This window comes from Methylomonas koyamae (genome assembly GCF_001644025.1).
In the GTDB taxonomy this organism is placed as follows: Bacteria; Pseudomonadota; Gammaproteobacteria; order Methylococcales; family Methylomonadaceae; genus Methylomonas; species Methylomonas koyamae_A.
Genome location: NZ_LUUK01000038.1, coordinates 1 through 24,364, shown reverse-complemented (window position 1 = coordinate 24,364; position 24,364 = coordinate 1). Strand labels below are relative to the sequence as shown.

The 24,364-nt window shown below is 55.3% G+C and carries 25 protein-coding genes; all 25 read left to right on the top strand.

Annotated features, from left to right (window positions below; genetic code table 11):
- Positions 1-2,013, top strand: a 2,013-nt coding sequence (gene tkt, locus A1355_RS03670; RefSeq protein WP_064025098.1) for a transketolase, incomplete at its 5' end; no start/stop codon positions are given.
- A gap of 83 nt (positions 2,014-2,096) precedes the next feature.
- Positions 2,097-2,774, top strand: coding sequence for a hypothetical protein (locus tag A1355_RS03665; protein ID WP_231883547.1), 678 nt, complete (start codon positions 2,097-2,099; stop codon positions 2,772-2,774).
- A 255-nt stretch (positions 2,775-3,029) separates the two neighbouring features.
- Positions 3,030-4,019: a transaldolase gene (locus tag A1355_RS03660; protein WP_064025095.1), complete on the top strand. Its 990-nt coding sequence runs from the start codon at positions 3,030-3,032 to the stop codon at positions 4,017-4,019.
- A gap of 107 nt (positions 4,020-4,126) precedes the next feature.
- Positions 4,127-5,203, top strand: coding sequence for a class II fructose-bisphosphate aldolase (gene fbaA / locus A1355_RS03655; protein WP_064025093.1), 1,077 nt, complete (start codon positions 4,127-4,129; stop codon positions 5,201-5,203).
- A gap of 264 nt (positions 5,204-5,467) precedes the next feature.
- On the top strand, positions 5,468-5,992 hold the full coding sequence (locus A1355_RS03650) for a flagellar basal body-associated FliL family protein (protein ID WP_064025091.1): 525 nt from the start codon (positions 5,468-5,470) through the stop codon (positions 5,990-5,992).
- Positions 5,993-6,976 carry a flagellar motor switch protein FliM gene (gene fliM / locus A1355_RS03645; RefSeq protein WP_064025088.1) on the top strand — a complete coding sequence of 328 codons (984 nt, stop codon included), beginning with the start codon at positions 5,993-5,995 and terminating at the stop codon, positions 6,974-6,976.
- Positions 6,977-6,995: 19 nt separating this feature from the next.
- Positions 6,996-7,445: a flagellar motor switch protein FliN gene (fliN, locus tag A1355_RS03640; protein ID WP_064025086.1), complete on the top strand. Its 450-nt coding sequence runs from the start codon at positions 6,996-6,998 to the stop codon at positions 7,443-7,445.
- A gap of 29 nt (positions 7,446-7,474) precedes the next feature.
- Positions 7,475-7,882, top strand: coding sequence for a flagellar biosynthetic protein FliO (gene fliO / locus A1355_RS03635; protein WP_231883546.1), 408 nt, complete (start codon positions 7,475-7,477; stop codon positions 7,880-7,882).
- Positions 7,882-8,631, top strand: a complete 750-nt coding sequence (gene fliP, locus A1355_RS03630) for a flagellar type III secretion system pore protein FliP (protein WP_064025082.1) — start codon at positions 7,882-7,884, stop codon at positions 8,629-8,631. The genes fliO and fliP overlap by 1 nt, the downstream gene beginning before the upstream one ends.
- A 73-nt stretch (positions 8,632-8,704) precedes the next feature.
- Complete coding sequence (locus A1355_RS03625; protein ID WP_396643632.1) at positions 8,705-8,914, top strand: flagellar biosynthetic protein FliQ; 210 nt, start codon at positions 8,705-8,707, stop codon at positions 8,912-8,914.
- A complete protein-coding gene (gene fliR / locus A1355_RS03620; RefSeq protein ID WP_064025078.1) occupies positions 8,911-9,687 on the top strand; it encodes a flagellar biosynthetic protein FliR in 777 nt (258 codons plus the stop codon). Before A1355_RS03625 ends, fliR begins: the two co-directional genes overlap by 4 nt.
- Positions 9,687-10,814 carry a flagellar biosynthesis protein FlhB gene (gene flhB / locus A1355_RS03615; protein WP_064025076.1) on the top strand — a complete coding sequence of 376 codons (1,128 nt, stop codon included), beginning with the start codon at positions 9,687-9,689 and terminating at the stop codon, positions 10,812-10,814. Before fliR ends, flhB begins: the two co-directional genes overlap by 1 nt.
- Positions 10,815-10,823: 9 nt before the next feature.
- Complete coding sequence (gene flhA, locus A1355_RS03610; RefSeq protein WP_064025074.1) at positions 10,824-12,929, top strand: flagellar biosynthesis protein FlhA; 2,106 nt, start codon at positions 10,824-10,826, stop codon at positions 12,927-12,929.
- Positions 12,930-12,943: 14 nt separating this feature from the next.
- Positions 12,944-14,368, top strand: a complete 1,425-nt coding sequence (gene flhF / locus A1355_RS03605) for a flagellar biosynthesis protein FlhF (protein ID WP_064025072.1) — start codon at positions 12,944-12,946, stop codon at positions 14,366-14,368.
- Between the two features lie 31 nt (positions 14,369-14,399).
- Entirely contained in the window at positions 14,400-15,233 is an 834-nt protein-coding gene (locus tag A1355_RS03600; RefSeq protein ID WP_064025070.1) for a MinD/ParA family protein, read from the top strand.
- Positions 15,230-15,976, top strand: coding sequence for an RNA polymerase sigma factor FliA (locus A1355_RS03595; protein WP_071154984.1), 747 nt, complete (start codon positions 15,230-15,232; stop codon positions 15,974-15,976). Before A1355_RS03600 ends, A1355_RS03595 begins: the two co-directional genes overlap by 4 nt.
- Before the next feature lie 88 nt (positions 15,977-16,064).
- Entirely contained in the window at positions 16,065-16,451 is a 387-nt protein-coding gene (cheY, locus tag A1355_RS03590) for a chemotaxis response regulator CheY (RefSeq protein ID WP_082885339.1), read from the top strand.
- A gap of 18 nt (positions 16,452-16,469) precedes the next feature.
- Positions 16,470-17,198: a protein phosphatase CheZ gene (locus A1355_RS03585; protein ID WP_064025064.1), complete on the top strand. Its 729-nt coding sequence runs from the start codon at positions 16,470-16,472 to the stop codon at positions 17,196-17,198.
- 9 nt (positions 17,199-17,207) lie between these two features.
- The gene (locus A1355_RS03580) at positions 17,208-19,424 is read left to right on the top strand and encodes a chemotaxis protein CheA (RefSeq protein ID WP_064025062.1); all 2,217 of its coding nucleotides are present in this window, start codon (positions 17,208-17,210) and stop codon (positions 19,422-19,424) included.
- A gap of 8 nt (positions 19,425-19,432) precedes the next feature.
- Complete coding sequence (locus tag A1355_RS03575) at positions 19,433-20,524, top strand: protein-glutamate methylesterase/protein-glutamine glutaminase (RefSeq protein WP_064025060.1); 1,092 nt, start codon at positions 19,433-19,435, stop codon at positions 20,522-20,524.
- A complete protein-coding gene (locus A1355_RS03570; RefSeq protein WP_064025057.1) occupies positions 20,524-21,270 on the top strand; it encodes a flagellar motor protein in 747 nt (248 codons plus the stop codon). Before A1355_RS03575 ends, A1355_RS03570 begins: the two co-directional genes overlap by 1 nt.
- A gap of 2 nt (positions 21,271-21,272) precedes the next feature.
- Positions 21,273-22,136 carry a flagellar motor protein MotD gene (motD, locus tag A1355_RS03565; protein WP_064025055.1) on the top strand — a complete coding sequence of 288 codons (864 nt, stop codon included), beginning with the start codon at positions 21,273-21,275 and terminating at the stop codon, positions 22,134-22,136.
- Between the two features lie 11 nt (positions 22,137-22,147).
- Positions 22,148-22,951 carry a ParA family protein gene (locus A1355_RS03560; RefSeq protein WP_064025053.1) on the top strand — a complete coding sequence of 268 codons (804 nt, stop codon included), beginning with the start codon at positions 22,148-22,150 and terminating at the stop codon, positions 22,949-22,951.
- The gene (locus tag A1355_RS03555; protein ID WP_064025051.1) at positions 22,948-23,649 is read left to right on the top strand and encodes a chemotaxis protein CheW; all 702 of its coding nucleotides are present in this window, start codon (positions 22,948-22,950) and stop codon (positions 23,647-23,649) included. The genes A1355_RS03560 and A1355_RS03555 overlap by 4 nt, the downstream gene beginning before the upstream one ends.
- A gap of 19 nt (positions 23,650-23,668) precedes the next feature.
- On the top strand, positions 23,669-24,142 hold the full coding sequence (locus A1355_RS03550; protein ID WP_064025049.1) for a chemotaxis protein CheW: 474 nt from the start codon (positions 23,669-23,671) through the stop codon (positions 24,140-24,142).
- The last annotated feature ends 222 nt before the right edge of the window (positions 24,143-24,364 follow it).

Genomic DNA, 24,364 nt, shown 5'->3' with positions numbered 1-24,364 from the left:
ATGCCTTCGCGCCGAGACTTAGCGAACGCCATACGCGCACTCAGCATGGACGCCGTCCAAAAAGCCAACTCCGGCCACCCTGGTGCGCCGATGGGCATGGCCGACATCGCTGAAGTATTGTGGAACGATTTTCTGAGCCACAACCCCACCAACCCCAAATGGCCGAATCGCGACCGCTTTGTCCTGTCCAACGGTCACGGCTCCATGCTGATTTACTCGCTGTTGCACCTGAGCGGCTATAACCTGCCGATCGACCAGTTGAAACAGTTCCGGCAACTGCACTCCAAAACGCCAGGTCACCCGGAATACGGCTACACCGACGGCGTCGAAACCACCACCGGCCCCTTGGGCCAAGGCATCACCAATGCCGTCGGTTTCGCCATCGCCGAACGCGCGCTGGCCGGTCAATTCAACCGTCCGGGTCACGACATCGTCGACCACCACACCTACGTGTTCCTGGGCGACGGCTGCTTGATGGAAGGCATCTCCCACGAAGCCTGCTCGCTGGCCGGCTCCATGGGCCTGGGTAAACTGATCGCCATCTACGACGACAACAACATCTCCATCGACGGCGAAGTGCGCGGCCACGGCGACGTCCACGGCTGGTTCCTGGACGACACCCCGAAACGCTTCGAAGCCTACGGCTGGCACGTCATCCCCAAAGTCGACGGCCACGACCCCGAAGCCGTGAAAAAAGCCATCGAAGCGGCTAAAGCCGTCACCGACAAGCCATCGATCCTCTGCTGCCAAACCATCATCGGTTTCGGCTCGCCGAACAAACAAGGCAAGGAAGAATGCCACGGTGCGGCTTTAGGTGAAGCCGAAGTCGCCGCCACCCGCGAAAAACTCGGTTGGCCGCACGCCCCGTTCGAAATCCCCGCCGACATCTACGCCGGATGGGATGCCAAAGCCAAGGGCGCCGAACGCGAAGCCGCCTGGAATGCCCAATTCGCCGCCTACCAAGCCGCGCATCCGGCCCTGGCCGCCGAATTCGAACGCCGCGTCGTCAAAGGCCAACTGCCCGGCGACTGGAGCGAAAAAGCCAACGCCTTCATCGCCGACGTCAACGCCAAAGCCGAAACCATCGCCAGCCGCAAAGCCTCGCAAAACACCCTGAACGGCTTCGGCCCACTGTTGCCCGAACTCTTGGGCGGCTCCGCCGACCTGGCCGGTTCCAACCTGACCCTGTGGAAAGGCTGCAAAGACATCAACGCCAGCGGATACGACGGCAACTACGCCTACTACGGCGTCCGCGAATTCGGCATGAGCGCCATCATGAACGGCATCGCCCTGCACGGCGGCTTCAAGCCCTACGGCGCCACCTTCCTGATGTTCAGCGAATACGCCCGCAACGCGTTGCGGATGGCCGCGCTAATGAAAGCACCGACCATCTTCGTCTACACCCACGACTCCATCGGTCTGGGCGAAGACGGCCCGACCCACCAACCGATCGAACAAACCGCCACGTTGCGCATGATTCCCAACATGCAAGTCTGGCGTCCGTGCGACGCGGTGGAATCGGCGGTCAGCTGGAAAGCCGCGATCGAACGCACCGACGGCCCGAGCACCCTGATCTTCTCCCGGCAAAACCTGCCGCACATGCCGCGCAGCCAAGCCCAGATCGACGCGATCGCCAAAGGCGGCTACATCCTCAGCGGCGAAGGCAATCCGGACGCCATCATCATCGCCACCGGCTCCGAAGTCGAACTGGCGGCGAAAGCGGCCGACGCGCTGAGCGCCAAAGGCAAAAACATCCGCGTGGTGTCCATGCCGTCGACCAACGTGTTCGAAGCGCAAGATCAGGCGTACAAAGACAGCGTACTGCCGCCGAGCGTGACCGCGCGCGTGGTAGTCGAAGCCGGCGTGACCGACAGCTGGTGGAAATACGCGGGCAGCCAAGGCCGAGTGGTTGGCCTGGACCGCTTCGGCGAATCGGCCCCGGCCGGCCAACTCTTCAAAGAGTTCGGCTTTACCGTGGATAATGTCGTCGCTAATGTGGAAGCCGTACTTTAATTTTTATAAACAGTAGCAGGGGTTTAAATTGTTGGTTCGTCAATGATTTAAACCCTGTGTTTCTAACAGCATAGGTGAAAGACGTGAAAACAAGTGAATTGACGAAAGGTGTGATGGCAGCCCTGCTGCTGAGTAGCTCCATGGTCGTGGCTCAGGATTATCCCGCCGCCGACTATCAGCCTAAGGTGCTATACAGCAACCCGGACTACGCCAACAGTAGCTCGGCTAGCAATGTTGCCGCGCCGGCTGCTAAAGTGGTGGAAACTGTGGAGGCGGATCCTAATTATCCCGCTACCAATTTCCAGCCGAAAGTGTTGTATTCCGATTCGGCTTACAAGCATGACAAAACGGCTCCTTCGATAGGCGGAGCCGCGACAAGTGTTAGCAGTGCGAGTTCGGATGCTGTGGTCGAATCGGCCAGTGCCGAACCAGCCAAGGAATCGTCTAACAACGCCTTGTTGGGCTTGGTTGGGTTGGCTGCGGTTGGTTTTTTCTTGTACAGCAGGAAGTCAGGGTCCTCTTCGTCCGGAGCCGGTTCTTCATCCGATAGTTCGGCTACCTCCGGTGAGGCCACCGGTGTTGAAAAATACATCGATCGCCTGGGTATGAATAAAACCGGGGTTGCTAAATACTTGGAAAAACAAGGTTCCAACCAAACTACCGGTGTGGCCAGATACATGGCTAAGCAAATCGTGAAAGACCGGGAAGCGGCGGCAGCCAAAGCTACCGGCGTGGAAAAATATCTGCGCGACCGCGGCTAATTATAATCTGCGATAGCCGATAGATGTTGGCGAGTTAGTTTTCGCGCCCGCGAAATCGATCGTCGGCTTTCTCCGAGTCGCCACTTCTCAAGGATGGACGCAAGCTATTTGCGTTGAACCTTGTGGAGTGGCGATTTGGTCTTTACCGGTCTTATTAATCAACCATCCTTTCGCGAGTTCGATGCGCCCGCTTTTCCGAGCTTGGGGCTTTCCGATAGCGAAAGACGAGTTTCATTTCAATCTGAGGATATTTTCATGGCAAAAAATTTATTGGAACAATTGCGCGAAATGACCGTCGTGGTCGCGGATACCGGCGACATTCAAGCGATCGAAACCTTCAAACCGCGCGACGCGACTACCAACCCGTCGTTGATTACCGCCGCCGCGCAAATGCCGCAATACCAAGGCATCGTTGACGATACGCTGAAGGGTGCTCGCGTAACCTTGGGTGCCGGTGCGTCTGCTGCTGAAGTAGCTTCACTGGCCTTCGATCGCTTGGCGGTTTCGTTCGGTTTGAAAATTCTGGAAATCATCGAGGGCCGCGTTTCAACCGAAGTGGACGCTCGCTTGTCCTACGATGTCGAAGGAACGATTGCCAAAGGCCGTGACATCATCGCTCAGTACAAAGCCGCCGGCATCGACACCGAAAAACGCATTCTGATCAAGATCGCCGCGACTTGGGAAGGTATTCAAGCTGCCGCCGTACTGGAAAAAGAAAACATTCATACCAATCTGACCCTGTTGTTCGGCATCCACCAAGCAATTGCGTGCGCCGAAAATGGTATCCAACTGATCTCGCCATTCGTTGGCCGTATTCTGGATTGGTACAAAAAAGATACTGGCCGTGACTCGTACGCACCTTCCGAAGACCCTGGTGTATTGTCGGTCACCGAAATCTATAACTACTACAAAAAATTTGGTTATAAGACCGAAGTTATGGGCGCCAGCTTCCGTAACATTGGCGAAATCACCGAATTGGCGGGCTGCGATTTGTTGACGATTGCCCCTTCTCTGTTGGCCGAATTGCAATCAGTAGAAGGCGAATTACCACGTAAACTGGACGCAGCTAAAGCGGCGAGCGCGAATATCGAAAAGATTAGCGTGGACAAAGCGACTTTCGAACGTATGCATGAAGAAAACCGCATGGCGAACGATAAACTGAAGGAAGGTATTGACGGTTTTGCCAAGGCTCTGGAAGCTTTGGAGAAACTGCTGGCCGATCGTTTGGCCGTGCTGGAAGCTTAATTCCAGACACCGGATTTGCGCGTCGTAATTTGCGCGCGATCTTTTTCCGATACGAAAGGCCGCCGAATCGAGTAAGCGGCCTTTGTTCATTAATATAGGTAAGTTAAATGGCAAAAATTTTTGATGTAGTAAAACCCGGTGTCGTAACCGGAGAAGATGTGCAAAAAGTCTTCGCGATTTGCAAGGAAAACAAATTTGCGCTGCCAGCGGTCAATGTTATTAGTACGGATACCATCAACTCAGTGCTGGAAGCCGCCGCGAAAGCCAAGTCTCCGGTTATTGTGCAATTTTCTAATGGCGGAGCCGCGTTTGTTGCCGGTAAAGGCCTGAAGTTGGAAGGCCAAGGTTGCTCCATCGCCGGCGCTATTTCCGGTGCGCGCCACGTTCACGCGATGGCCGAGTTGTACGGCGTACCCGTCATCCTGCACACCGACCACGCGGCGAAAAAACTGCTGCCTTGGGTTGACGGCATGCTGGACGAGGGCGAGAAACATTTTGCGGCAACCGGTAAACCGTTGTTTAGCTCGCATATGCTGGATCTTTCAGAAGAGAGTTTGGCGGAAAACATCGAGATCTGCGGCAAATACTTGGAGCGGATGTCTAAAATGGGCATGACGCTGGAGATCGAACTGGGCTGCACCGGCGGCGAGGAAGACGGGGTTGACAATTCCGGAATGGACCACTCCGCGCTGTATACCCAACCGGAAGACGTGGCTTATGCTTACGAGCATTTGAGCAAAATCAGCCACCGTTTCACGATTGCCGCATCATTCGGGAACGTGCACGGCGTCTACTCGCCAGGTAACGTTAAACTGACCCCGAAAATTTTGGACAACTCGCAAAAATATGTGTCCGAAAAATTCGGTTTGCCGAACAACGCACTGACCTTCGTTTTCCACGGCGGATCGGGTTCTTCTCCGGAAGAAATTAAAGAATCCATCAGCTACGGCGTCGTCAAAATGAACATCGACACCGATACCCAATGGGCGTCTTGGGAAGGGGTGATGAATTATTACAAGAAAAACGAAGGCTATTTGCAAGGCCAAATCGGTAATCCGGAAGGCGCTGACAAACCGAACAAAAAATACTATGATCCGCGTGTGTGGCAACGTGCAGGCCAAGAAGGCATGGTGACCCGTTTGTTGCAAGCATTCCGCGAATTGAACGCGGTCGACTCGTTGTAATCCGTTCGTCCGGCTGCAAAGGTACTCGCGACCTTTGCAGTCTCGTCGCTTCACCTCCGTCAACTAATTGACGGCAAATCCCCGCAAAATCTATTTACGGCCATTCTTTAGGCTCGGCTGACGACATCCGCAGGCTATACTATCTTTTCGCGAACCCGGTGTTTCTTATATTATCCGGTGCCTCGACAGCGGTCCGGCGAGCTACGTTAGGACTTGAAGCAGTTCTTGGCACGACCGGTGCTTATTCAATTCAACAGGTGGTATATGGCAGAAGAGCAAGGTAAATCGGAAGGAAAAAAGTCGCCTTTAAAGTTGATTTTAATCATCGTGGTAGTGTTGTTGGCGATGGTGGCTGGCGCTGCCGGCGGCTATTTTTATATGGCGAAAAAAGCAGAATCCGAGCACGGTAAACCGGATCACGAAGTAAAGCACGAAGAGGAAAAACACGACGAGGAACACGCCGAAGCGGTTCCGGAGGTTTATTATGAATTACCCAGCCCCCTGTTGGTCAATTTCCCGGCGGGGGCTAGCGCTAAGGTCATCAAGATTTCCTTGACGATTTTGACCAAGGGCGAGGCTAGTATCGAAGCGATGAAAAAGCACGAGCCGATGATACGCAACAATTTGTTGATGGCGATCAGCACGATTGGCGCCGATAAGGCCAAAACCACCGAGGGTAAGCAGGAGTTGCGGGCGATGATGCTGGCGGAAATCGGCAAGGTATTGGAAAAAATGGCCGGCAAGAATACGGTCAAAGATGTCTATTTCACTGAATTTGTAATGCAATAAATGTCTACCGCCGATCTGTTATCGCAAGACGAAATCGATGCGCTGTTGCACGGCGTCGACGATGGCGACGTTGAAACCGGGCCCGATGACGACGACTTAAGTCGAGGTGCGGCCAGACCTTACGACTTTAACAGTCAGGAACGCATCGTTCGGGGGCGGATGCCGACCCTGGAAATGGTTAATGAGCGTTTCGCGCGGCATTTTAGGATTGCATTGTTTAATTTCTTACGGCGGGCCGCGGAAATTTCGGTATCGGGCATTCAAGTACAAAAGTTTTCGGAGTTTATCCAGGGCTTGTTCGTACCGACCAATCTGAATGTTATCCGCATGTCGCCATTGCGGGGCCGAGCCTTGATTGTCATGGAGCCGAGGTTGGTATTTACCGCGGTGGACAACTTCTTTGGGGGGGGCGGGCAGTTTTACAACAAGGTTGAAGGCCGCGAGTTTACCCCGACCGAAATGCGGATTATTCGTCTGATCATCGATATGATCTTCAAGGATCTGGCTGAGGCCTGGAGACCGGTGATGGACATCGATTTCGAATACATCAATTCAGAGGTCAACCCGCAGTTCGCCAACATTGTCAGTCCTTCGGAAATCGTTGTGATTTCGACGATACACGTTGAACTGGAAGGCGGCGGAGGGGATATTAATATCGCGATGCCGTATTCGATGATAGAGCCTATCCGCGAATTGTTGGATGCGGTGACCAGTGATCGCGGCGAAGTGGACGGTCGTTGGCAAGAGTCTTTGCGTATCGAGGTGATGCGTAGCGAAGTGACCTTGAACAGCAATCTGATCGAAAAGGAAATGTTGATCAGCGAAGTGATCGAATTAAAGAAGGGCGACGTGATACCGATCGATATGCCCGAAACTGTGGTCCTGGAAGTGGAGAGGGTGCCGGTTTTTCGCGGAAAGTTGGGTTTGTCCGATGGCAATTACGCGATCGAAATTACCGAAAAAATGAATTTGGACAACATTTAAACGATTGTAGGTTGTGGTCATGAGCGAAAACGACGAATTGGGCGACGACTGGGCGGCCGCGCTGAACGAGCAATCGGAAGCAGAGGCCGAAGCCGACTGGGGCGATGCGCTCAAGGAGCAAGCTGCCTCGGGGGCCGGAGGGTATACGGCTGCGGAGTTTCCGGAATTAGATGGAAAAGCCGGCCCGAAGGACGGCGCGCGCGGGGATGAGGTTAAACTGGATGTGATTCTGGATGTGCCGGTTACGGTTTCGTTGGAGATTGGCCGGACCAAGATCAACATCCGCAATTTGTTACAGCTTAACCAGGGGTCCGTGGTCGAACTGGACCGTTTCGCCGGCGAGCCGATGGACGTTTTGGTCAACGGAACGTTGGTCGCTCACGGCGAAGTAGTAGTGGTTAACGATAAGTTCGGTATACGTCTGACCGATATTATCAGTCCGTCCGAACGAGTTAGAAAGCTAGGCTGAGTGCCGTGCGGATTGCTTGCATAATCGGGTTGACGCTATCGGCGGGAGCGGCCGGCGCCGACGATGCCGCATCGCTGGCCCGAGCCGGCGGGCGCGTGGTTTCCCCGGCCGATGTCGGGCAGTGGTTGTTGGCATTATTGATTGTATTGGCGGTATTTTTTTTGGCGGCTTGGCTGTTGCGCAAGACCGGCGGTTTCGGAATATCCGCGAAGGGGCCGTTGGCTGTAGTCGCCGGCTTGCCGCTAGGTGTGCGCGAAAAGTTGGTGTTGGTCAGGGTCGGCGAAAAACAACTATTGTTGGGCGTCAGTAACGGCCGTATCGACAAATTATTGGAACTGGAAGGCGATCAGCGCTTGTTTCTGGGGGCCGCCGACACGGCAGATACCGCGCCGTTCGCGAAGAAATTGCTGGAAGTGCTACAAGGTAGGGTGGGCTGATGCGGCGGCGGCTGTGGGTCGGGCTGGTTGGCGCTGCCTTACTGATGCTGGGGCCGGTCGCCGCGGACGCGGCGGGTATCGACGCGGTGACGGTGACGACCAATCCCAAGGGCGGCGAAACCTATTCGGTGACGATCCAAATCCTGGCGCTGATGACGATGCTGACCGTGCTGCCGGCTTTGTTGCTGTCGATGACGGCATTTACCCGGATCATGATCGTGCTCGGTCTGTTAAGGCAAGCCATCGGCGCCGCCCAGGCGCCGAGCAATCAAGTGTTGCTGGGTCTGTCATTGTTTCTGACGATATTCATCATGATGCCGGTGTTCGAAAAGGTTAACGAAACCGCGGTTCAGCCCTACCTGGAAGAAAAAATCGATACGCTGACCGCGTTGCAAAAAGCCTCCGAGCCGTTCAGGCAGTTCATGCTCAAGCAGACTCGCGAGGCTGATTTGGACACCTTCGTGCGGATTTCCGGCCGGCAACAGATCGATAAGCCCGAGGATGTGCCGTTTTCGTTGCTGGTGCCGGCTTACCTGACCAGCGAGTTGAAGACCGCATTTCAAATCGGTTTCCTGATCTTTCTACCGTTTCTGGTGATCGATTTGGTGGTTGCCAGCGTGCTAATGTCGATGGGGATGATGATGCTGTCGCCGATGATCGTGGCTTTGCCGTTCAAGATCATGTTGTTTGTGTTGGCGGACGGTTGGACGATGGTGTTGGAAATGCTGGCTGCCAGTTTTTACGTTTAATGCGGGGGCGGCAATGACTAACGAGACTATTTCAATCATTGCCCAGGAAACCGTCTGGGTTTCTTTAAAATTGATGGGGCCGGTGCTGCTGACGTCGTTGTGCGTCGGCTTGTTGATTTCGATGTTTCAGGCCGCGACGTCGATACAGGAGCAAACCCTGACTTTTATCCCTAAATTGGCCTCCATCATTGTTGTGTTGATGATCGCCGGCCCCGGCATGTTGCAGACCCTGATCGATTACTTTCAGGATTTGATGCGAGACATTCCAACGCTGATAGGATGAATGTTCGCGAAGACGAATTGCTGGCTTATTTGACGACCTTTATTTGGCCGTTTTTTCGGATCAGTTCGATGTTCGTGACGATACCGGTATTCAGCGTTCGCGCCTTGCCGGCCAGAATTCGTGTGCTGGCCAGCTTATTGATTACCTTCACTTTATTACCGGCGTTGCCGGCGATGCCCGATGTCGAACTGTTCGGGTACGATGGCTTGGTCGTCGCGGTGCAACAGGTGGCATTAGGTATGACGACCGGTTTCATTCTGCAAATGGTCTTCTCGGTGATGTTGTTTGCCGGGCAAACCATCGCCTACAGCATGGGCTTGGGCTTTGCGTCGATGGTTGACCCTGCCACCGGTGTGCAAGTACCGGTTATCGCGCAGCTGTTTGTCATTGCCGGCAGCTTCAGTTTTTTGGCGGTGGACGGGCATTTATTGTTGATCGAGATGCTGGCGCGTAGCTTCCATGCCCTGCCGGTTTCGACCGAGGGCTTACGCAAGGAAGATCTGTGGTTGATCGTGATGTGGAGCGGTCAAATCTTTGCCGAGGGCTTGTTGTTGGCACTGCCGGTGATGGCCGCGTTGCTGTTCGTCAATATTAGCTTCGGCGTTGCCTCCAAGGCGGCTCCGCAATTGCAAGTATTCGGCGTGGGTTTTCCAATCACGATATTGTTGGGCATGATCCTGGTCTGGATCGGTTTGCCGGTGTTGCTGGAAGGCTTTGGCGAAAGTTTGCGGGACGGCTTTGCTCTGGTTGGGCAAATCTTGAGGCTGGGCTGATGGCTGAAGATTCCGGCCAAGACAAAACCGAAGACCCTACCGGCAAGCGGCTCTCCGAGTCGCGTAAAAAAGGCCAGCTACCGCGGTCCAAGGAGCTTAACACCTTTGTCACGTTAATCGTGGCATCGGCGCTGTTCGTTTACATCGGCCGACATATGGCGGAGGGCCTGTTGGCGATGATGAAGCAACAATTCCGACTTAGCCGCGATCAGGTGTTCGATCCGGCGACACCGGTCGTCCACCTTAAGCTGGCCTTGGTCGACGGCTTCACGGTCGTGGCGCCGTTTATGCTGATTCTTCTGGTCGCCGATTTTTTGGCGTCACTACTCCTCGGCGGCTGGAATTTCGCCAGCGAAGCCTATCACCCCAAGTTTTCCAAGTTGAATCCGCTCGCCGGCATGAAACGTTTGGTCGGCATTCAGGGCGTTGTCGAATTGATCAAAGCCGTCATTAAAACGCTGCTGGTGGCGATCGTGGCGTGGAATTTATTCAAACTGCATTTCGACGACTTCATGGGTATTAGCCGGATACCGGTCGATCAAGCCATCTACCGGGTCGGCGATATTATCGTGGTCGGCTTGTTGATCATGAGCTCGACGCTAGCCTTGGTGGTGATGCTGGACGTGCCTTACCAGCTCTGGAACAACCAGCGCCATTTGAAAATGACTAAGCAGGAAGTGCGCGAGGAAGCCAAGGATCAGGAGGGCAGTCCAGAGGTTAAGGGCAAGATCCGGCGCATGCAAATGGAAGCGGCGCGGCGGCGCATGATGGACGCGGTGCCTAGCGCCGACGTCATCGTCACCAATCCGACGCATTTCGCGGTGGCGCTGAAATACGATCCCAGCGGGGCCGGCGCGCCGATTTTGGTCGCAAAAGGGACGGACTTGATTGCCAGTCAAATCCGCGAATTGGCGCTGGCGGCCAAAGTGCCGCTGGTGGCAGCCCCCGCGCTCGCGCGCGCCTTGTACTACTCTACCGAACTGAACCAAGAGGTGCCGCGCGGCCTGTTTTTGGCGGTCGCGCAAGTGCTGGCCTACGTGTTTCAATTGCGGGCCTCCACTCAACAAGGCTGGGGACGGCCGACGCCGCCGACCGACGTATATGTCCCAGACGATTTCAAGCAATAACTTATTCCGATGGATTTCAGCAAAATTCTTGCTACGCTAAAGTCGCTGACCGGCCTGGGGCTGGGCGCGCCACTATTGATTGTCATGTTGTTGGCGCTGCTGATATTGCCGCTGCCGCCGTTTTTGCTGGATCTGTTCTTCACCTTTAACATCGCGTTTTCGCTGATTATCCTGCTGGTTGTCATTTATACGTTGAAACCGCTGGAATTCGCGTCGTTTCCGACCGTGATTCTGATCGCCACTTTGTTACGGCTGGCCTTGAACGTCGCATCGACTCGTGTGGTGTTGATCCGCGGTCACGAGGGTGGCGATGCGGCGGGCAAGGTCATCGAAGCCTTCGGTTCGTTCGTGATCGGCGGCAATTTCGCGGTCGGTATCGTCGTGTTCGTGATTTTGGTCGTCATCAATTTCGTCGTCGTGACCAAGGGTGCCGGCCGGGTCGCCGAGGTGAGCGCCCGCTTTACGTTGGATGCGATGCCCGGCAAACAGATGGCGATAGACGCCGATTTGAATTCGGGTTTGATCAATCAGGACGAGGCTCGCGCTCGCCGTGAGGAAGTCGCCGCCGAGGCGGATTTTTACGGGTCGATGGACGGTGCCAGCAAGTTCGTACGCGGCGACGCGGTCGCGGGCATCATCATCTTGTTCGTCAACATGATCGGCGGTTTGGCGATCGGCGTCGGCCAGCACGACATGAGCTTCGCCAACGCGGCCAATGTTTACGTGTTGCTGACGATAGGCGACGGTTTGGTGGCGCAGATTCCGTCGTTGCTGTTGTCGGTGGCCTCGGCGATGGTAGTGACGCGGGTGCGCGGCTCCAAACAGGACATAGGCAAGCAGGTCACCTCGCAGTTGTTCGAGGACCCGCGTACCTTGCTGGTGACGGCGGCGGTGATGGGTTTGTTGGGCATTATCCCCGGCATGCCCAATCTGGTGTTCATACTGCTGGCCTTGTCCCTGGTGGGAGCCGCTTATTTGATCGATCGGCGCCGCAAGCTCGAGGAAGAAAAAGCGCTGGAAATGGAGCGGATGGTCTCGCCGCAGCAATTGGCCAAAACCGAAATCAAGGAGTTGGGTTGGGATGATGTGATGCCGGTCGATGCGATCGGCCTGGAAGTCGGTTATCGGTTGATTCCGTTGGTGGATCGCAACCAAGGCGGTCAATTGATGATGCGCATCAAGGGCGTGCGCAAGAAGCTATCTCAGGAGCTGGGCTTTTTGATTCCGTCGGTGCATATTCGCGACAACTTGGATTTGTCGCCGACCGAATACCGGATTTCGTTGATGGGGGTGACGGTCGGCGAAGCCAGCATCATGCCGGAGAAAGAAATGGCGATCAATCCAGGGCGGGTGTTTGGCACGGTGCAAGGCACGGCCTGCAAGGACCCGGCGTTCGGTTTGGATGCTGTCTGGATCGACGCCGGCCAAAAGGATCAGGCGCAAACGCTGGGATACACTGTCGTCGATCCCAGCACCGTGGTCGCGACCCATCTAAGCCATATTCTGCAAAGCAACGCGCACGAACTGTTCGGGTACGAAGAAGCGCAGCAACTGCTCGACAATCTAAGCAAGTTGGCGCCGAAACTGGTCGAGGATTTGGTGCCTAAGACCCTGCCACTGGGAATCCTGGTTAAAGTGCTGCAAAACCTGCTGCAAGAGCGGGTGTCGATCCGGGATATGCGGACGATCGCCGAAACTTTGGCGGAGTACGGGGTCAAGAGTCAAGATCCGGACATCTTGACCTCCGCGGTTCGGGTGGCCTTGGGCCGATCTATTGTCCATGAAATCAATGGTGCGCAGGCCGAGATCCCGGTGATTACTCTCGATCCTGGCTTGGAACAGATATTGCATAAGTCATTGCAGACGGCGGGCGACGGCGGCGCGGGTTTGGAACCGGGCTTGGCCGAGCAGATGCACAGGTCGTTGGAGGAAAGTGCCCAGCACATGGAATTGGAAGGCCAAGTGCCGATATTGCTGGTGTCCTCCTTCATCAGGCCTTGGCTGGCGCGCTTCGTCCGTCATTCGATATCCGGCTTACATGTGCTGGCCTATAATGAAATTCCTCAAGATCGGCAGATCAGAGTGGTTTCCACGGTTGGGCAGCGTGCAAAATGAATTGAGGTTGCGCGATGAAAATTAAACGCTTTTTTGCGGCAGATATACGTCAGGCCATGCGTATGGTCAAAGAAGAGCTGGGAGCCGACGCGGTGATTATGTCGAACCGCTCAGTGGATGGTGGTGTCGAAATTGTGGCGGCCCGCGATTTTGATGAACAAGTCATTCATAAAAATCTGAAGCAGCGGGAACAAGAGAAACAGGCGGTCGCCGAACCCAAGAAGTTGGAGTTGCCGGATTTCGACGCTGAACAAAAGCCCGTCCACTTAGTCAGCAGCGCCAGAAAGCGCGGCGCCGAAAATTCGACACCAGTCAATCCGATCCGCCGCCATCTCGATCAATATATCGGCTACGCTGAAAAGCTGCAGGTTGCCAACGTTAATGCCCAAAAAATCGGCGAAAAACTGAAAGCCGCCGACAAACCAGCCGAGAAACCGGCTTGGGCGGGCGGTGACCCGAAAATCCGAACCGTCGCGGAAGCCAAGCCGGCCGCCCCCGCCAAACCAGCGGTTGCCGACCAGTTCATGGCCGAGATGCGTGGCGAGATGAAAGAGCTGAGGGCCATGCTGGATGCCAAATTGTCCGGTTTAGTCACGCAGTTGCCGCAATCGGCGGCGCCGGTTCGGCAAGCCTTGCAGGATCGGCTGATGGATAGCGGTTTTTCCCGGACGCTGGCCGGCAAGATCGCCAATCGATTGGGCAGTCACCAACAATTGGATACCGCCTTCGCTAAGTCGCGGGACATGTTGGCAGGCTTGCTGCCGATCGCCGACGACGATTTGCTGGAGCGCGGCGGTATCGCCGCCCTGGTCGGTTCCACCGGCGTCGGCAAGACCACGACGATCGCTAAACTGGCCGCCCAGTTTATTTTGAAACACGGTACCCGCCAGATCGCGCTGATTACCACCGACAACTTCCGAATCGGCGCCCACGAGCAGATCAACACCTATGGCCGTATTCTGGACGTGCCGGTGCGCGTCGCCAACGACGCCAACGAATTGCGGCGGCATATCGACAGTTTTTCAGACAAGCGTCTGATTTTGATCGATACCGCCGGCATGAGCCAGCGCGACATGCGCCTAGCCGAGCAACTGAAAACCCTCCAGCACGGCGATTTGCCGATACGCACGTATTTGGTGATGTCGGCGACAACCCAATACAAATCGATGTTGGAAATTATCGAGGCGTTCCGGATACTGGAACCGCAAGCGACTATACTTACCAAATTGGATGAGGCGGTCAGTAAGGCGACGGCGTTGTCGGCGATAATCGAGCGACGCATGCCGTTATCGTTCGTCACCGACGGTCAGCAAGTGCCGGAAGATATATTTCTGCCCGATGCCGGCGCTTTGATCCGGCAATGTCTGGCCGACGCCGAAGAGGCGCCGGCGTACGAGGGCGAGAACCAAGACGATTGGATGGCGGAAAGCCATGCATAAGCCACTCGATCAGGCAGCCGGAATTAGACAAATGAGACAGATGAAACCAGTACGAGTAATCGCCGTGACTAGCGGCAAGGGTGGCGTCGGCAAAACCAACTTGTCCGTCAACATTGGTGTGGCCCTGGCCAAAATGGGACGGCGGGTGGCCATACTCGACGCCGACATGGGCTTGGCGAACGTCGATATTTTGTTAGGGATGTTTCCCGAATACAACCTGTCGCATGTTCTAAACGGCGAAAAGACGTTACGGGAAATCATGATGACAGGACCCGCCGGCCTGAAGATTATTCCGGCCTCGTCAGGTATACAGCGTATGTCCGATTTGTCGAATGTCGAGCAGGCCGGTGTGATTAGGGCTTTTAGCGACATCGATAAGGATCTCGATGTGCTGATCGTCGATACGGCGGCCGGTATTTCGTCGAGCGTGGTCAATTTCGCTCGTGCCTGCCAGGAAGTGATCGTAGTGGTCTGCGACGAACCGACTTCGTTGGCCGATGCGTATGCCTATATCAAGTTGTTGAACCGCGACTACGGCTTGAACAGTTTTCATATCGTCACGAATATGGTGCAGTCCGCCGAACACGGGCAGGCCCTATTTACCAAACTGAGCAAGGTTACCGATCGCTATCTGGACGTGGCGCTACAATTTGTCGGCGCGGTTCCGCAAGACGAATATCTGCGGAAATCGGTACAGAAACAGCAGCCAGTCGTCGAAGCCTTTCCGCAGAGCAAGGCGGCCTTGGCGATTAAAAATCTAGCGAGAAAAATCGACAGTTGGCCGATCAAGCCCAAGGCTGGCGGCTATTTGGAGTTCTTTGTCGAGCGGATGATTCAATATAGCGCCAAAGAGGATGTTGCATGAGTGGAGCGGCAATGTACGCTGCCGTGCAGGCCGGAAATCTGGATAACTTGGTTATCCAGCACGCGCCGCTCGTCAAACGCATTGCCTACCATTTAATGGGTCGTTTGCCAGACACTGTACAAATCGATGACATGATTCAGTCCGGCATGCTCGGACTGTTGGAAGCGCTAAAGCATTACGACGCTGCTCAGGGTGCCAGTTTCGAAACCTACGCCGGCATCAGAATCCGCGGGGCGATGCTTGACGAATTACGCCGCTCCGATTGGACGCCGCGCTCGGTCCATAAAAAAGCCAGGGCGGCGGCCGAAGCGATTCGCGATGTGGAGAGCCGCCTGGGTCGAGATGCCAAGGATAGCGAAGTCGCCCGGCAGATGGGCATCAGCCTGGAGGAATACGGACGGATTTTGCAGGACGCGATGTCTTGCAAAACCTTTAGCGTCGAAGAATTGGTGCAGGGCGAAGACGGCGTCATCGACGCGGTACACGATGGATTTCAGCCGGAGGAAGCGTTAATCCGGCAAAGTTTTCAACAAGCGCTGGCCAAGGCGATTGCCGAGTTGCCGGAGCGCGAGCGGTTGGTTATATCGTTGTATTACGACGACGAACTGAATTTGCGCGAGATTGGCAAGGTATTGGATGTCAGCGAATCCCGGGTCAGTCAAATATGCAGTCAAGCCCTGCTGCGGCTCCGGGCTAGGCTTGCAGATTGGCTGGAAGGAACAGATAATGAAAAGTCGGGTTAATTTGTGGTTATTGCCGAACGTTGGTTCGGTTTTTTCAGCGAATCGCCTCTTTCTCAAATGAATTAAGTAGTCAGGGTGGAGATTTTCCTTGGATAAGAATATGCGCATTCTGGTTGTCGACGACTTTTCGACAATGCGGAGAATTGTAAAAAACCTTTTGAAAGATCTGGGGTTTACGAACACTGTGGAAGCCGACGATGGCCGAACGGCGTTGCCGATACTCGAGAAGGGCGGTATCGATTTTCTGATTACCGACTGGAATATGCCGGGGATGACCGGTATCGATCTGCTAAGAGCGGTGCGAGCCCACCCGAGCCTGGCCAATCTACCGGTGCTGATGGTGACGGCGGAAGCCAAGCGGGAGCAGATTATCACCGCGGCCCAAGCCGGTGTGAACGGTTATGTGATCAAACCGTTTACGGCGGCAACGTTGAAAGAAAAAATCGAAAAGATTTTCGAGCGTATCGAAGGCTAATTGTCCGGAACGAGGCCCATGAATAGTGATTTGCTGAATTTGACCCGGAATTTGGTCGCGGCGCTGGAAAAGCAGGATGAAAACGAGGCGGATCGCCTGTTGGATCAAGTCGCCGGGCTCCGGGAGACGCAATTGTTCAAGGAAGTCGGTCGTTTGACTCGGCAGCTTCACGACACCATGGTCAGTTTTTCCGTCGACTCGAAAATTACCGAATTGACTGCCCACGACATTCCGGATGCCAAGGAGCGCTTGCATTATGTGATCGCGATGACCGAGCAGGCCGCCGACCAGACCTTGACCGCCGTCGAAGAATTGCTGCCGGTTTCCGATGAGTTGAGCGATAGGGCCAAACAATTGGCGCAACAGTGGAACCGGTTTTTAGATAGGGAAATGCCTTTCGAAGAGTTCAAGGCCATGAGCGTGGAACTCAGCCAGTATTTCAATCAAACCCAAGGTTCGTTTGAGCGGATTCAACAAGGTTTGAACGATATTCTGATGGCTCAAGGCTTTCAGGACATCACGGGCCAAATCATTCGTCGCGTCATCGACTTGGTTCAGGAATTGGAAACCAGCATGGTCAATTTGATCAGTATTTCCAGCTCGCGGGTCGTGCCGCATGCCGCTCGCGCCGAGTCGGCATCGCACGAATTGCCGGGGCCTGTAGTGCCGGGCGTGGACGACAAGGCTGGCGATGTCGCCACCAGTCAAGTGGATGTCGATGATTTGCTCTCCAGCTTGGGTTTCTGAGGAAAGACTATGGCGATCGATTTGGACGACGAAATTTTGCAGGATTTCTTGGTCGAAGCCGGAGAAATTCTGGAGTCACTTGGCGAACAATTGGTTGAACTAGAGCAATCGCCCAGTGATTTCGAACTGCTAAACGCGATTTTTCGCGGCTTTCATACCATCAAGGGTGGCGCCGGTTTTCTGTCGATTTCCGCACTGGTCGATATTTGTCACAGTGCCGAGGATGTATTCAATGTCTTGAGGCAGGGCGATCGCCAAGTTACTCCGGATTTGATGGATGCAATTCTGCAAGTCATCGACATCGTCAATGAGATGTTCAATATTGTGCGTACCGGCAACATGCCGAAAGCCGCCGATCAGGGCTTGTTACAGCGTTTGCACGGTTTCGCGACAGCTTCTTCCTCCGAAGATACGCTCCCGGAGCCGGAGCCGGAGCCGGAGCCGGAGCCGGAGTCAGATGCTGAGCAGGAGTCCGACCATTTGGAAGTCGTCGACCCACAGGGTTTGACGCCGCAGGAATTGGTTGCGCAAGAATTCGAGGCGATGCTGGATCCAGAGGAAATGGACGAATCCGAGACCGGAACCAGCGACTTAATTACCGAACAAGAGTTCGAAGAACTGCTCGACGCATTGCACGGGAAGGGCGGTTCACCGACGGTGCCCGCATCCGCCAAGCCGGTTGCCGACGACGAAATCACCGAAGACGAGTTCGAAAATTTGCTTGATGAGTTGCACGGCAAAGGCAAGTTTTCTGCCGCTCCCGTTGAGAACCCAAGCCCGGCCACCGATTCCGGTGACATCACCGACGAAGAATTCGAGCAGGTCCTGGACTCATTGCACGGAAAAGGTAGGTTCGATGCCGCGAATTTACCGTTAGGCGACATCGAGCCTATGGTTATCGATCCGGAACCGGTCGTGGAAGCCCCCAAACCGGAAACGGCAAAACCGGTCGTGCCCCGAGCCGAGGTCAGCAAACCCCTTTCGGACAACGAGCGGACCCCGGCCACAAAGGTAGTCGGTGTTGAAAACGGCAATGCCAAGGCGACTCCTCAAGCCGATACCACGGTTAGGGTAGACACTCAGATCCTCGACGATATTATGAATATGGTGGGCGAGTTGGTCTTGGTCCGTAACCGGTTTCAGACCTTGAAGGCCACGGCTGAAGCCAACGAACAGCTTTCCAAGGCAATTTCCAATCTGGATGTCGTGACCGCCGATCTGCAACTTGCGGTGATGAAGACCCGAATGCAACCGATTAAAAAAGTGTTCGGTCGCTTTCCTCGGGTGGTACGCGATTTGGCCAGAAATTTGAAAAAGGAAATTCGCTTGGACTTGGTCGGCGAAGACACCGATCTGGATAAAAACTTGGTGGAGGCTTTGGCCGATCCGTTGGTGCATTTAGTTAGAAACGCCGTCGACCATGGCATAGAGTCACCCAGCGAGCGCGAAGCGCAAGGCAAGCCCAGAGAGGGTGTGGTTGTATTGAAAGCGTCGCAGGAGGGCGACCACATCCAACTGTCGATCACCGATGATGGTAAGGGCATGAATGCCAACGTGCTGCGAGCGAAAGCGGTCGAAAAAGGTCTGATGGATGAAGAAAGCGCGGCCAGGCTGGACGACAAGGAGTGCTACAACCTGATCTTCGTGCCCGGTTTTTCGACGAAAAGCGAAATTTCCGATGTGTCCGGTCGCGGTGTCGGCATGGACGTTGTCAAAACCCGGATCGCCCAAATGAACGGTATCGTCGAGATCGATTCGGTCGAGGGGCGCGGCAGTACCATTATTATCAAAGTTCCGCTGACGCTGGCGATCATGCCGACCCTCATGGTCAAACTGGGCGGGCAGGCCTTTGCATTACCGTTGGCCAGCGTGTTGGAAATCCTCGATCTGGATTTGAGCAAAACCAACAAAGTGGATGGGCAGTTGGTCGTCATGGTTCGCAACAAGGCCTTGCCCTTGTTTTATCTTAGCGAATGGTTGGTACAGACGCCTTATTACCGGACGTCGGAGGCACAAGGCACCAGTCACGTCGTCGTGGTGAACGCCGGCGGTCGTCAGGTCGGCTTCGTCGTCGATCAACTGGTCGGCCAGGAAGAGGTGGTTATCAAGGCATTAGGCGCAAAGTTGCACGGCTTGGATGGCTTATCGGGAGCTACGATCACCGGGGACGGAAAAATCGCGTTGATACTTGACGTGCCGGGTCTGGTGAAAAAATACGCAATCTGACGACTGCCATGACCATACGGGTTCTGGTGGTGGACGACTCCGACTTTATCTGCAAACGTATCCGGGACATTTTAGAGGAAGAGCCCGACTTTAAAGTGGTTGGGATTGCCGCGAACGGCAAGGAAGCGGTTCGGATGGCGGCCCTGTTAATGCCTGATGTGATCACGATGGATGTCGACATGCCGGTCATGGACGGCATCACCGCCGTCAGGCAAATCATGGCGACCCGGCCTTGCCCGATTCTGATGTTCTCGGCAATGACGCAGGTCGGCGCGAAGGCGACGCTGGATGCGCTGGAAGCCGGGGCCCTGGATTTTCTGCCGAAGCAGCTCGAAGATATCGACGCCAATCGCAAGCTTGCCTGTCAAACCTTGCGCTTGCGTCTGCGGCTATTGGCCGCGCAAGCGCGGCGAATGCCCGCCAAACCCGTCGCCGGCCCCAGTTACAGTCCTCCGGCCGCACCCCGGCCCGCCGATGTCGAGCGCCACCCGGCGGCGGTGCTCCGCGCTGAACATGGCGGCGAATCGATCGAGCGTATCGATTTGCTGGTGATCGCGGCTTCCACCGGCGGCCCGATGGCTATCCAGGACATTTTGACGCACTTGCCGCAAGCTTGCCGTTTTCCGATTGTGTTGATTCAGCATATGCCGGCGCATTTCACCAAGAGTTACGCCGATCGCTTGAATCAACTATGCGGTGTCGGGGTCAGGGAGGCCCAGGACCACGACGAACTGCAAAACGGCGTGGCTTTATTGGCGCCGGGGGGCGTACAGACCGAGTTCGTTCGCACCGCCGGCAAATTGACGGTGGCGTTGCGAAATAAAACGCCCGGTGAACTCTACGCGCCGGGGGTGGATATCGCCTTCGCCTCGTTGGCGGCTGAATTCAAAGGGCGTATGTTGGCGGTCGTATTGACCGGCATGGGGTCGGACGGGCGCGAAGGTGCCAAGCAACTCAAACGAGCGGGCGCCGCGATTTGGGCTCAGGATGAACGCAGTTGCGTGGTTTACGGCATGCCCAGAGCGATCGCCGAAGCCGGTTTGGCCGACAAAATTTATTCGTTGAGCGAAATCGCCAATCAATTCAAAAGACTGCATTAATGGATATTCTCAGCATTTTCGGGGTTCTGATAGGGTTTGCCGCGATCATCGGCGGCAACCTGATGGGTGGCGGCGAAATCGGATCGCTGGTCAACGTTCATGCCTTCGTGATTGTGGTCGGTGGTACCCTGGGAGCGACTCTGTTGCAGTTCCCCCCCAAGGTTTTTCTACGTAGCGTGCGCATCTTCGGTTGGATATTCGTGCCGCAGAACTTACAGCTGAAAAAGCAGATCGACAAAATCGTGCGCTGGAGCACCTTGGCCCGAAAAGAGGGCTTGCTGGGTTTGGAATCGGTGATAGAGTCCGAGAAGGACGGGTTCGCCAAGAAGGGTTTGCAACTGTTGGTGGACGGCAACGAGCCGGAAGTGATTCGCGATTGTCTGGACGTGGAATTAACTACTAAGGAACATCTGGACATGCAAGCCGCCAGGGTGTTCGAAGCGATGGGGGGGTACGCGCCGACGATAGGCATTATCGGCGCGGTGATCGGCTTGATCCATGTCATGCAGAATCTGGCCAAGCCCGAGCTGTTGGGCAGTGGTATCGCCACCGCCTTCGTGGCCACGATTTACGGCGTCGGCTTGGCGAATTTGTTGTTCATTCCGATTGCCAATAAGCTGAAAGCGTTGGTGTTCGAAGTCACTCAGGCCAGGGAAATGGTCATCGAAGGGATTTCGTCGATCGCCGAGGGCGAAAACCCGCGCAACATCGAGTTGAAACTCTCCGGTTTTTTGCTGGATAAATAACGATGGTACGCCGCCGCCGCAAACCGCCGCATCAGTCCGATAACCACGATCGCTGGATGGTGTCTTACGCCGATTTCGTCACGTTGCTGTTCGCGTTTTTCGTCGTGATGTACTCGATTTCGTCGGTCAACAAAGGCAAATACGAAACCTTTTCCGAATCTCTGGATCAGGCGCTGTTCCACAACGAGAAAGTCCAGCGCGACGCCGAGCCGATTCAAATCGGCGCCATTCCGACCACGGTTCAACCGATCGAGTTGCCCAACCTCGTCACGGCCGAGGAGCGTGAGCTGAGCGAGGAGATTATGCAGGAAAAGCGCCGTCTGGACGAAGTCTCCCAAGAATTTCAACGCGCGCTGCAACCCTTTGTCGAAAGCCAATTAGTCGGTATTAAAAAGCACGATTTTTGGGTGGAGCTGGAAATGAACAGCGAGTTGCTGTTTGCCAGCGGCAAGGCCGAATTGTCGGCGAAGGCGATTCCGGTGCTGCAAAAGGTCGCCGAGGCCATACGCGACGTGCCCAATGTCATCAATGTCGAGGGTTATACCGATAACGTGCCGATTTCGACCGGTTACTTTCCGTCCAACTGGGACCTGTCGTCGGCCAGGGCCACCAGCGTCGTCAAGGAATTGGTCAAGAACAACATACCGTCGACCCGTTTATCGGCGGTCGGCTATGGAGAATTTCATCCGATTGCCGATAACAATCACGAGGAAGGCCGCTTCAAGAATCGCCGTGTCGTATTGGTGTTGATGTCCCAGGCATTTGCCCGCTACGGCATGAGCGACGACGAACGCGCCAAGGCCTTGAATTTGGCGCCGCAGCCACCGGCGCCTCCCGAAGCGCCGGTCGCTCAACCGGCTCCATAAGCGGCGAATGTATGAAAATCTGGTCAGTATCCAATCAAAAAGGCGGGGTCGGTAAAACCACCACGGTCGTCACCTTGGGTGGATTGCTTAGCACTTGGGGCTTTCGCACGCTGTTGGTCGATCTCGATCCGCACGGCTCGTTGACCAGTTATTTCGGCATGAATCCGGAGGAAGTCGAACACGGCGTTTACAACTTGTTTCGGGATGCCAGCGAGAAAAAGAAGAATATCGATCCGGAGCTGTATGTCGCCCGCACCGATTTCGACGGAATCTCGGTGATGCCGGCTTCCACCGCGATTGCCACGCTGGATCGGCAGGTCGCGGCGATCGGCGGCATGGGCTTGGTGATTTCCACCGCGTTGCACAAACTTTCCGACCGTTACGATTACGTGATTATCGACAGCCCGCCAATGCTGGGTGTGTTGATGATCAACGCAATGGCGGCCTGCGAGCAACTGATCGTGCCGGTGTTGGCCGAGTTTCTGGCCCTGAAGGGGCTCGACCGAATGGTGCATACCATTCAAATGGTGTTTCATTCGCGCAAGACGCCGCCGCGTTTTACCATCGTACCGACGATGTTCGACAAACGCACCAAGGCCGCCCGCGACGCGTTGGCGGCGCTGTATCGGCAATATCCCGACAACGTCTGGCCATCGGTGATTCCGGTCGATACTAAAGTCCGCGAAGCCAGCCGAGTTGGCGCGCCGCTACCTTTGTTCGACAAAACCGCGCGGGCGGCCGAAGCCTATACCGAATTATTGGAATTGTTATTGCTTGAAAAAAGCGGCGACAACTCTTCGACACCGCATTCATGAAACAAGCAAAACCGCCTCCGCGCATCGTCCAGCAGCAACTTGCGCTGGACGCCTATCTGCAAACCTTATTGGAAGTCGTTCCGGAGGCGGACGAGGCCGATCTGGCTACCGTCGCGCCAGCAGAGCAGCGGTCGGCGCAGACACTGGCGCCCGCTGTGGCGGTCCAAGCCGAGAAAGCGCTCATTCACTTGCCGGAGCCCGCGCTTGTCGCGCTAGAAAATCCGGCTAAACTTCAGGCATTGACGGTAATGCCCGATTGGGCGCTGACCGAATTCCAGGCTTTGTTTTTCAAGGTCGATCAATTGATATTGGCGGCGCCGCTGGTCGATTTGGCCAGAACCATCCGCCTTGAACGTAAACCCGGTAAAATTCCGGGCCAGCCCTCCTGGTTTCTGGGTTTGCTCGACGATCAGGATAGCCGGATCGGCGTGCTCGACACCGGGCAATTGGTGTTCGGCAAGACGCGTGGTCAGCAACGCAATTTGGAGGAACGGCCGTTCAAGTGCGTGTTGGTGACTCAAGATAAAAAATGGGGTCTGGCTTGCGACGAAATTTTGTCGATAGGCAAACTGAAACCGGAAAAAGTTCGGTGGCGAACGGTCAGGCGCAAGCGCCCTTGGCTGATAGGCACCGTGATCGAAGAATTGACCGCGATCGTCGACGTCAAACAATTGGTGCCGCACCGCAAACCTCAGTAATCAATCCGGATGGAACAACATGAGCGAAGATAGAAAACAAAGCGATCCGATCATGCAATGGGTGACTTTTTGCCTGGGCGACGAAAAATACGGCATCAACGTGATGCAGGTTCAGGAAGTGCTGCGGGTAACCGAAATTGCTCCGGTGCCCGGTGCGCCGTCCTACGTGTTGGGTATCATCAATTTGCGCGGCAATGTCGTCACGGTTATCGACACCCGAAACCGGTTCGGTCTGCCGTCCAAGGAAACCGACGACGCCTCGCGGGTCGTCATCATCGAAACCGACCGACACATCATCGGTATCTTGGTGGATAGCGTTGCCGAAGTCGTCGAGATGCGGGCCTCCGAAATCGAGACCGCGCCCAATGTAGGTAACGAAGAGAGTTCCAAATACATCCAGGGCGTTACCAGCCGCGACAACCAGTTGTTGATTTTGGTCGATTTGAACAAATTCCTCAGCGACGACGAAAAAGCCGAATTGGACATGTTCTAGTTCGCCTAGTCGGTAAGGACCGGCGGCGATCGTTACCGAATAGCGTTGCAGCCTCGGGAGGCTGGCCATGACTGAAATCACTCCGATTAGTCCCAACCCGCCGGTCATTGTCGTTCCTCGGGTCGAGCGCGACGAGCGCCAGCGTCGCGAGCAACGGCAACAACCGCCGACCAAGCCCAAATTGCCGCCAAACCGACAACCGGCCGAACACATAGACGAAAG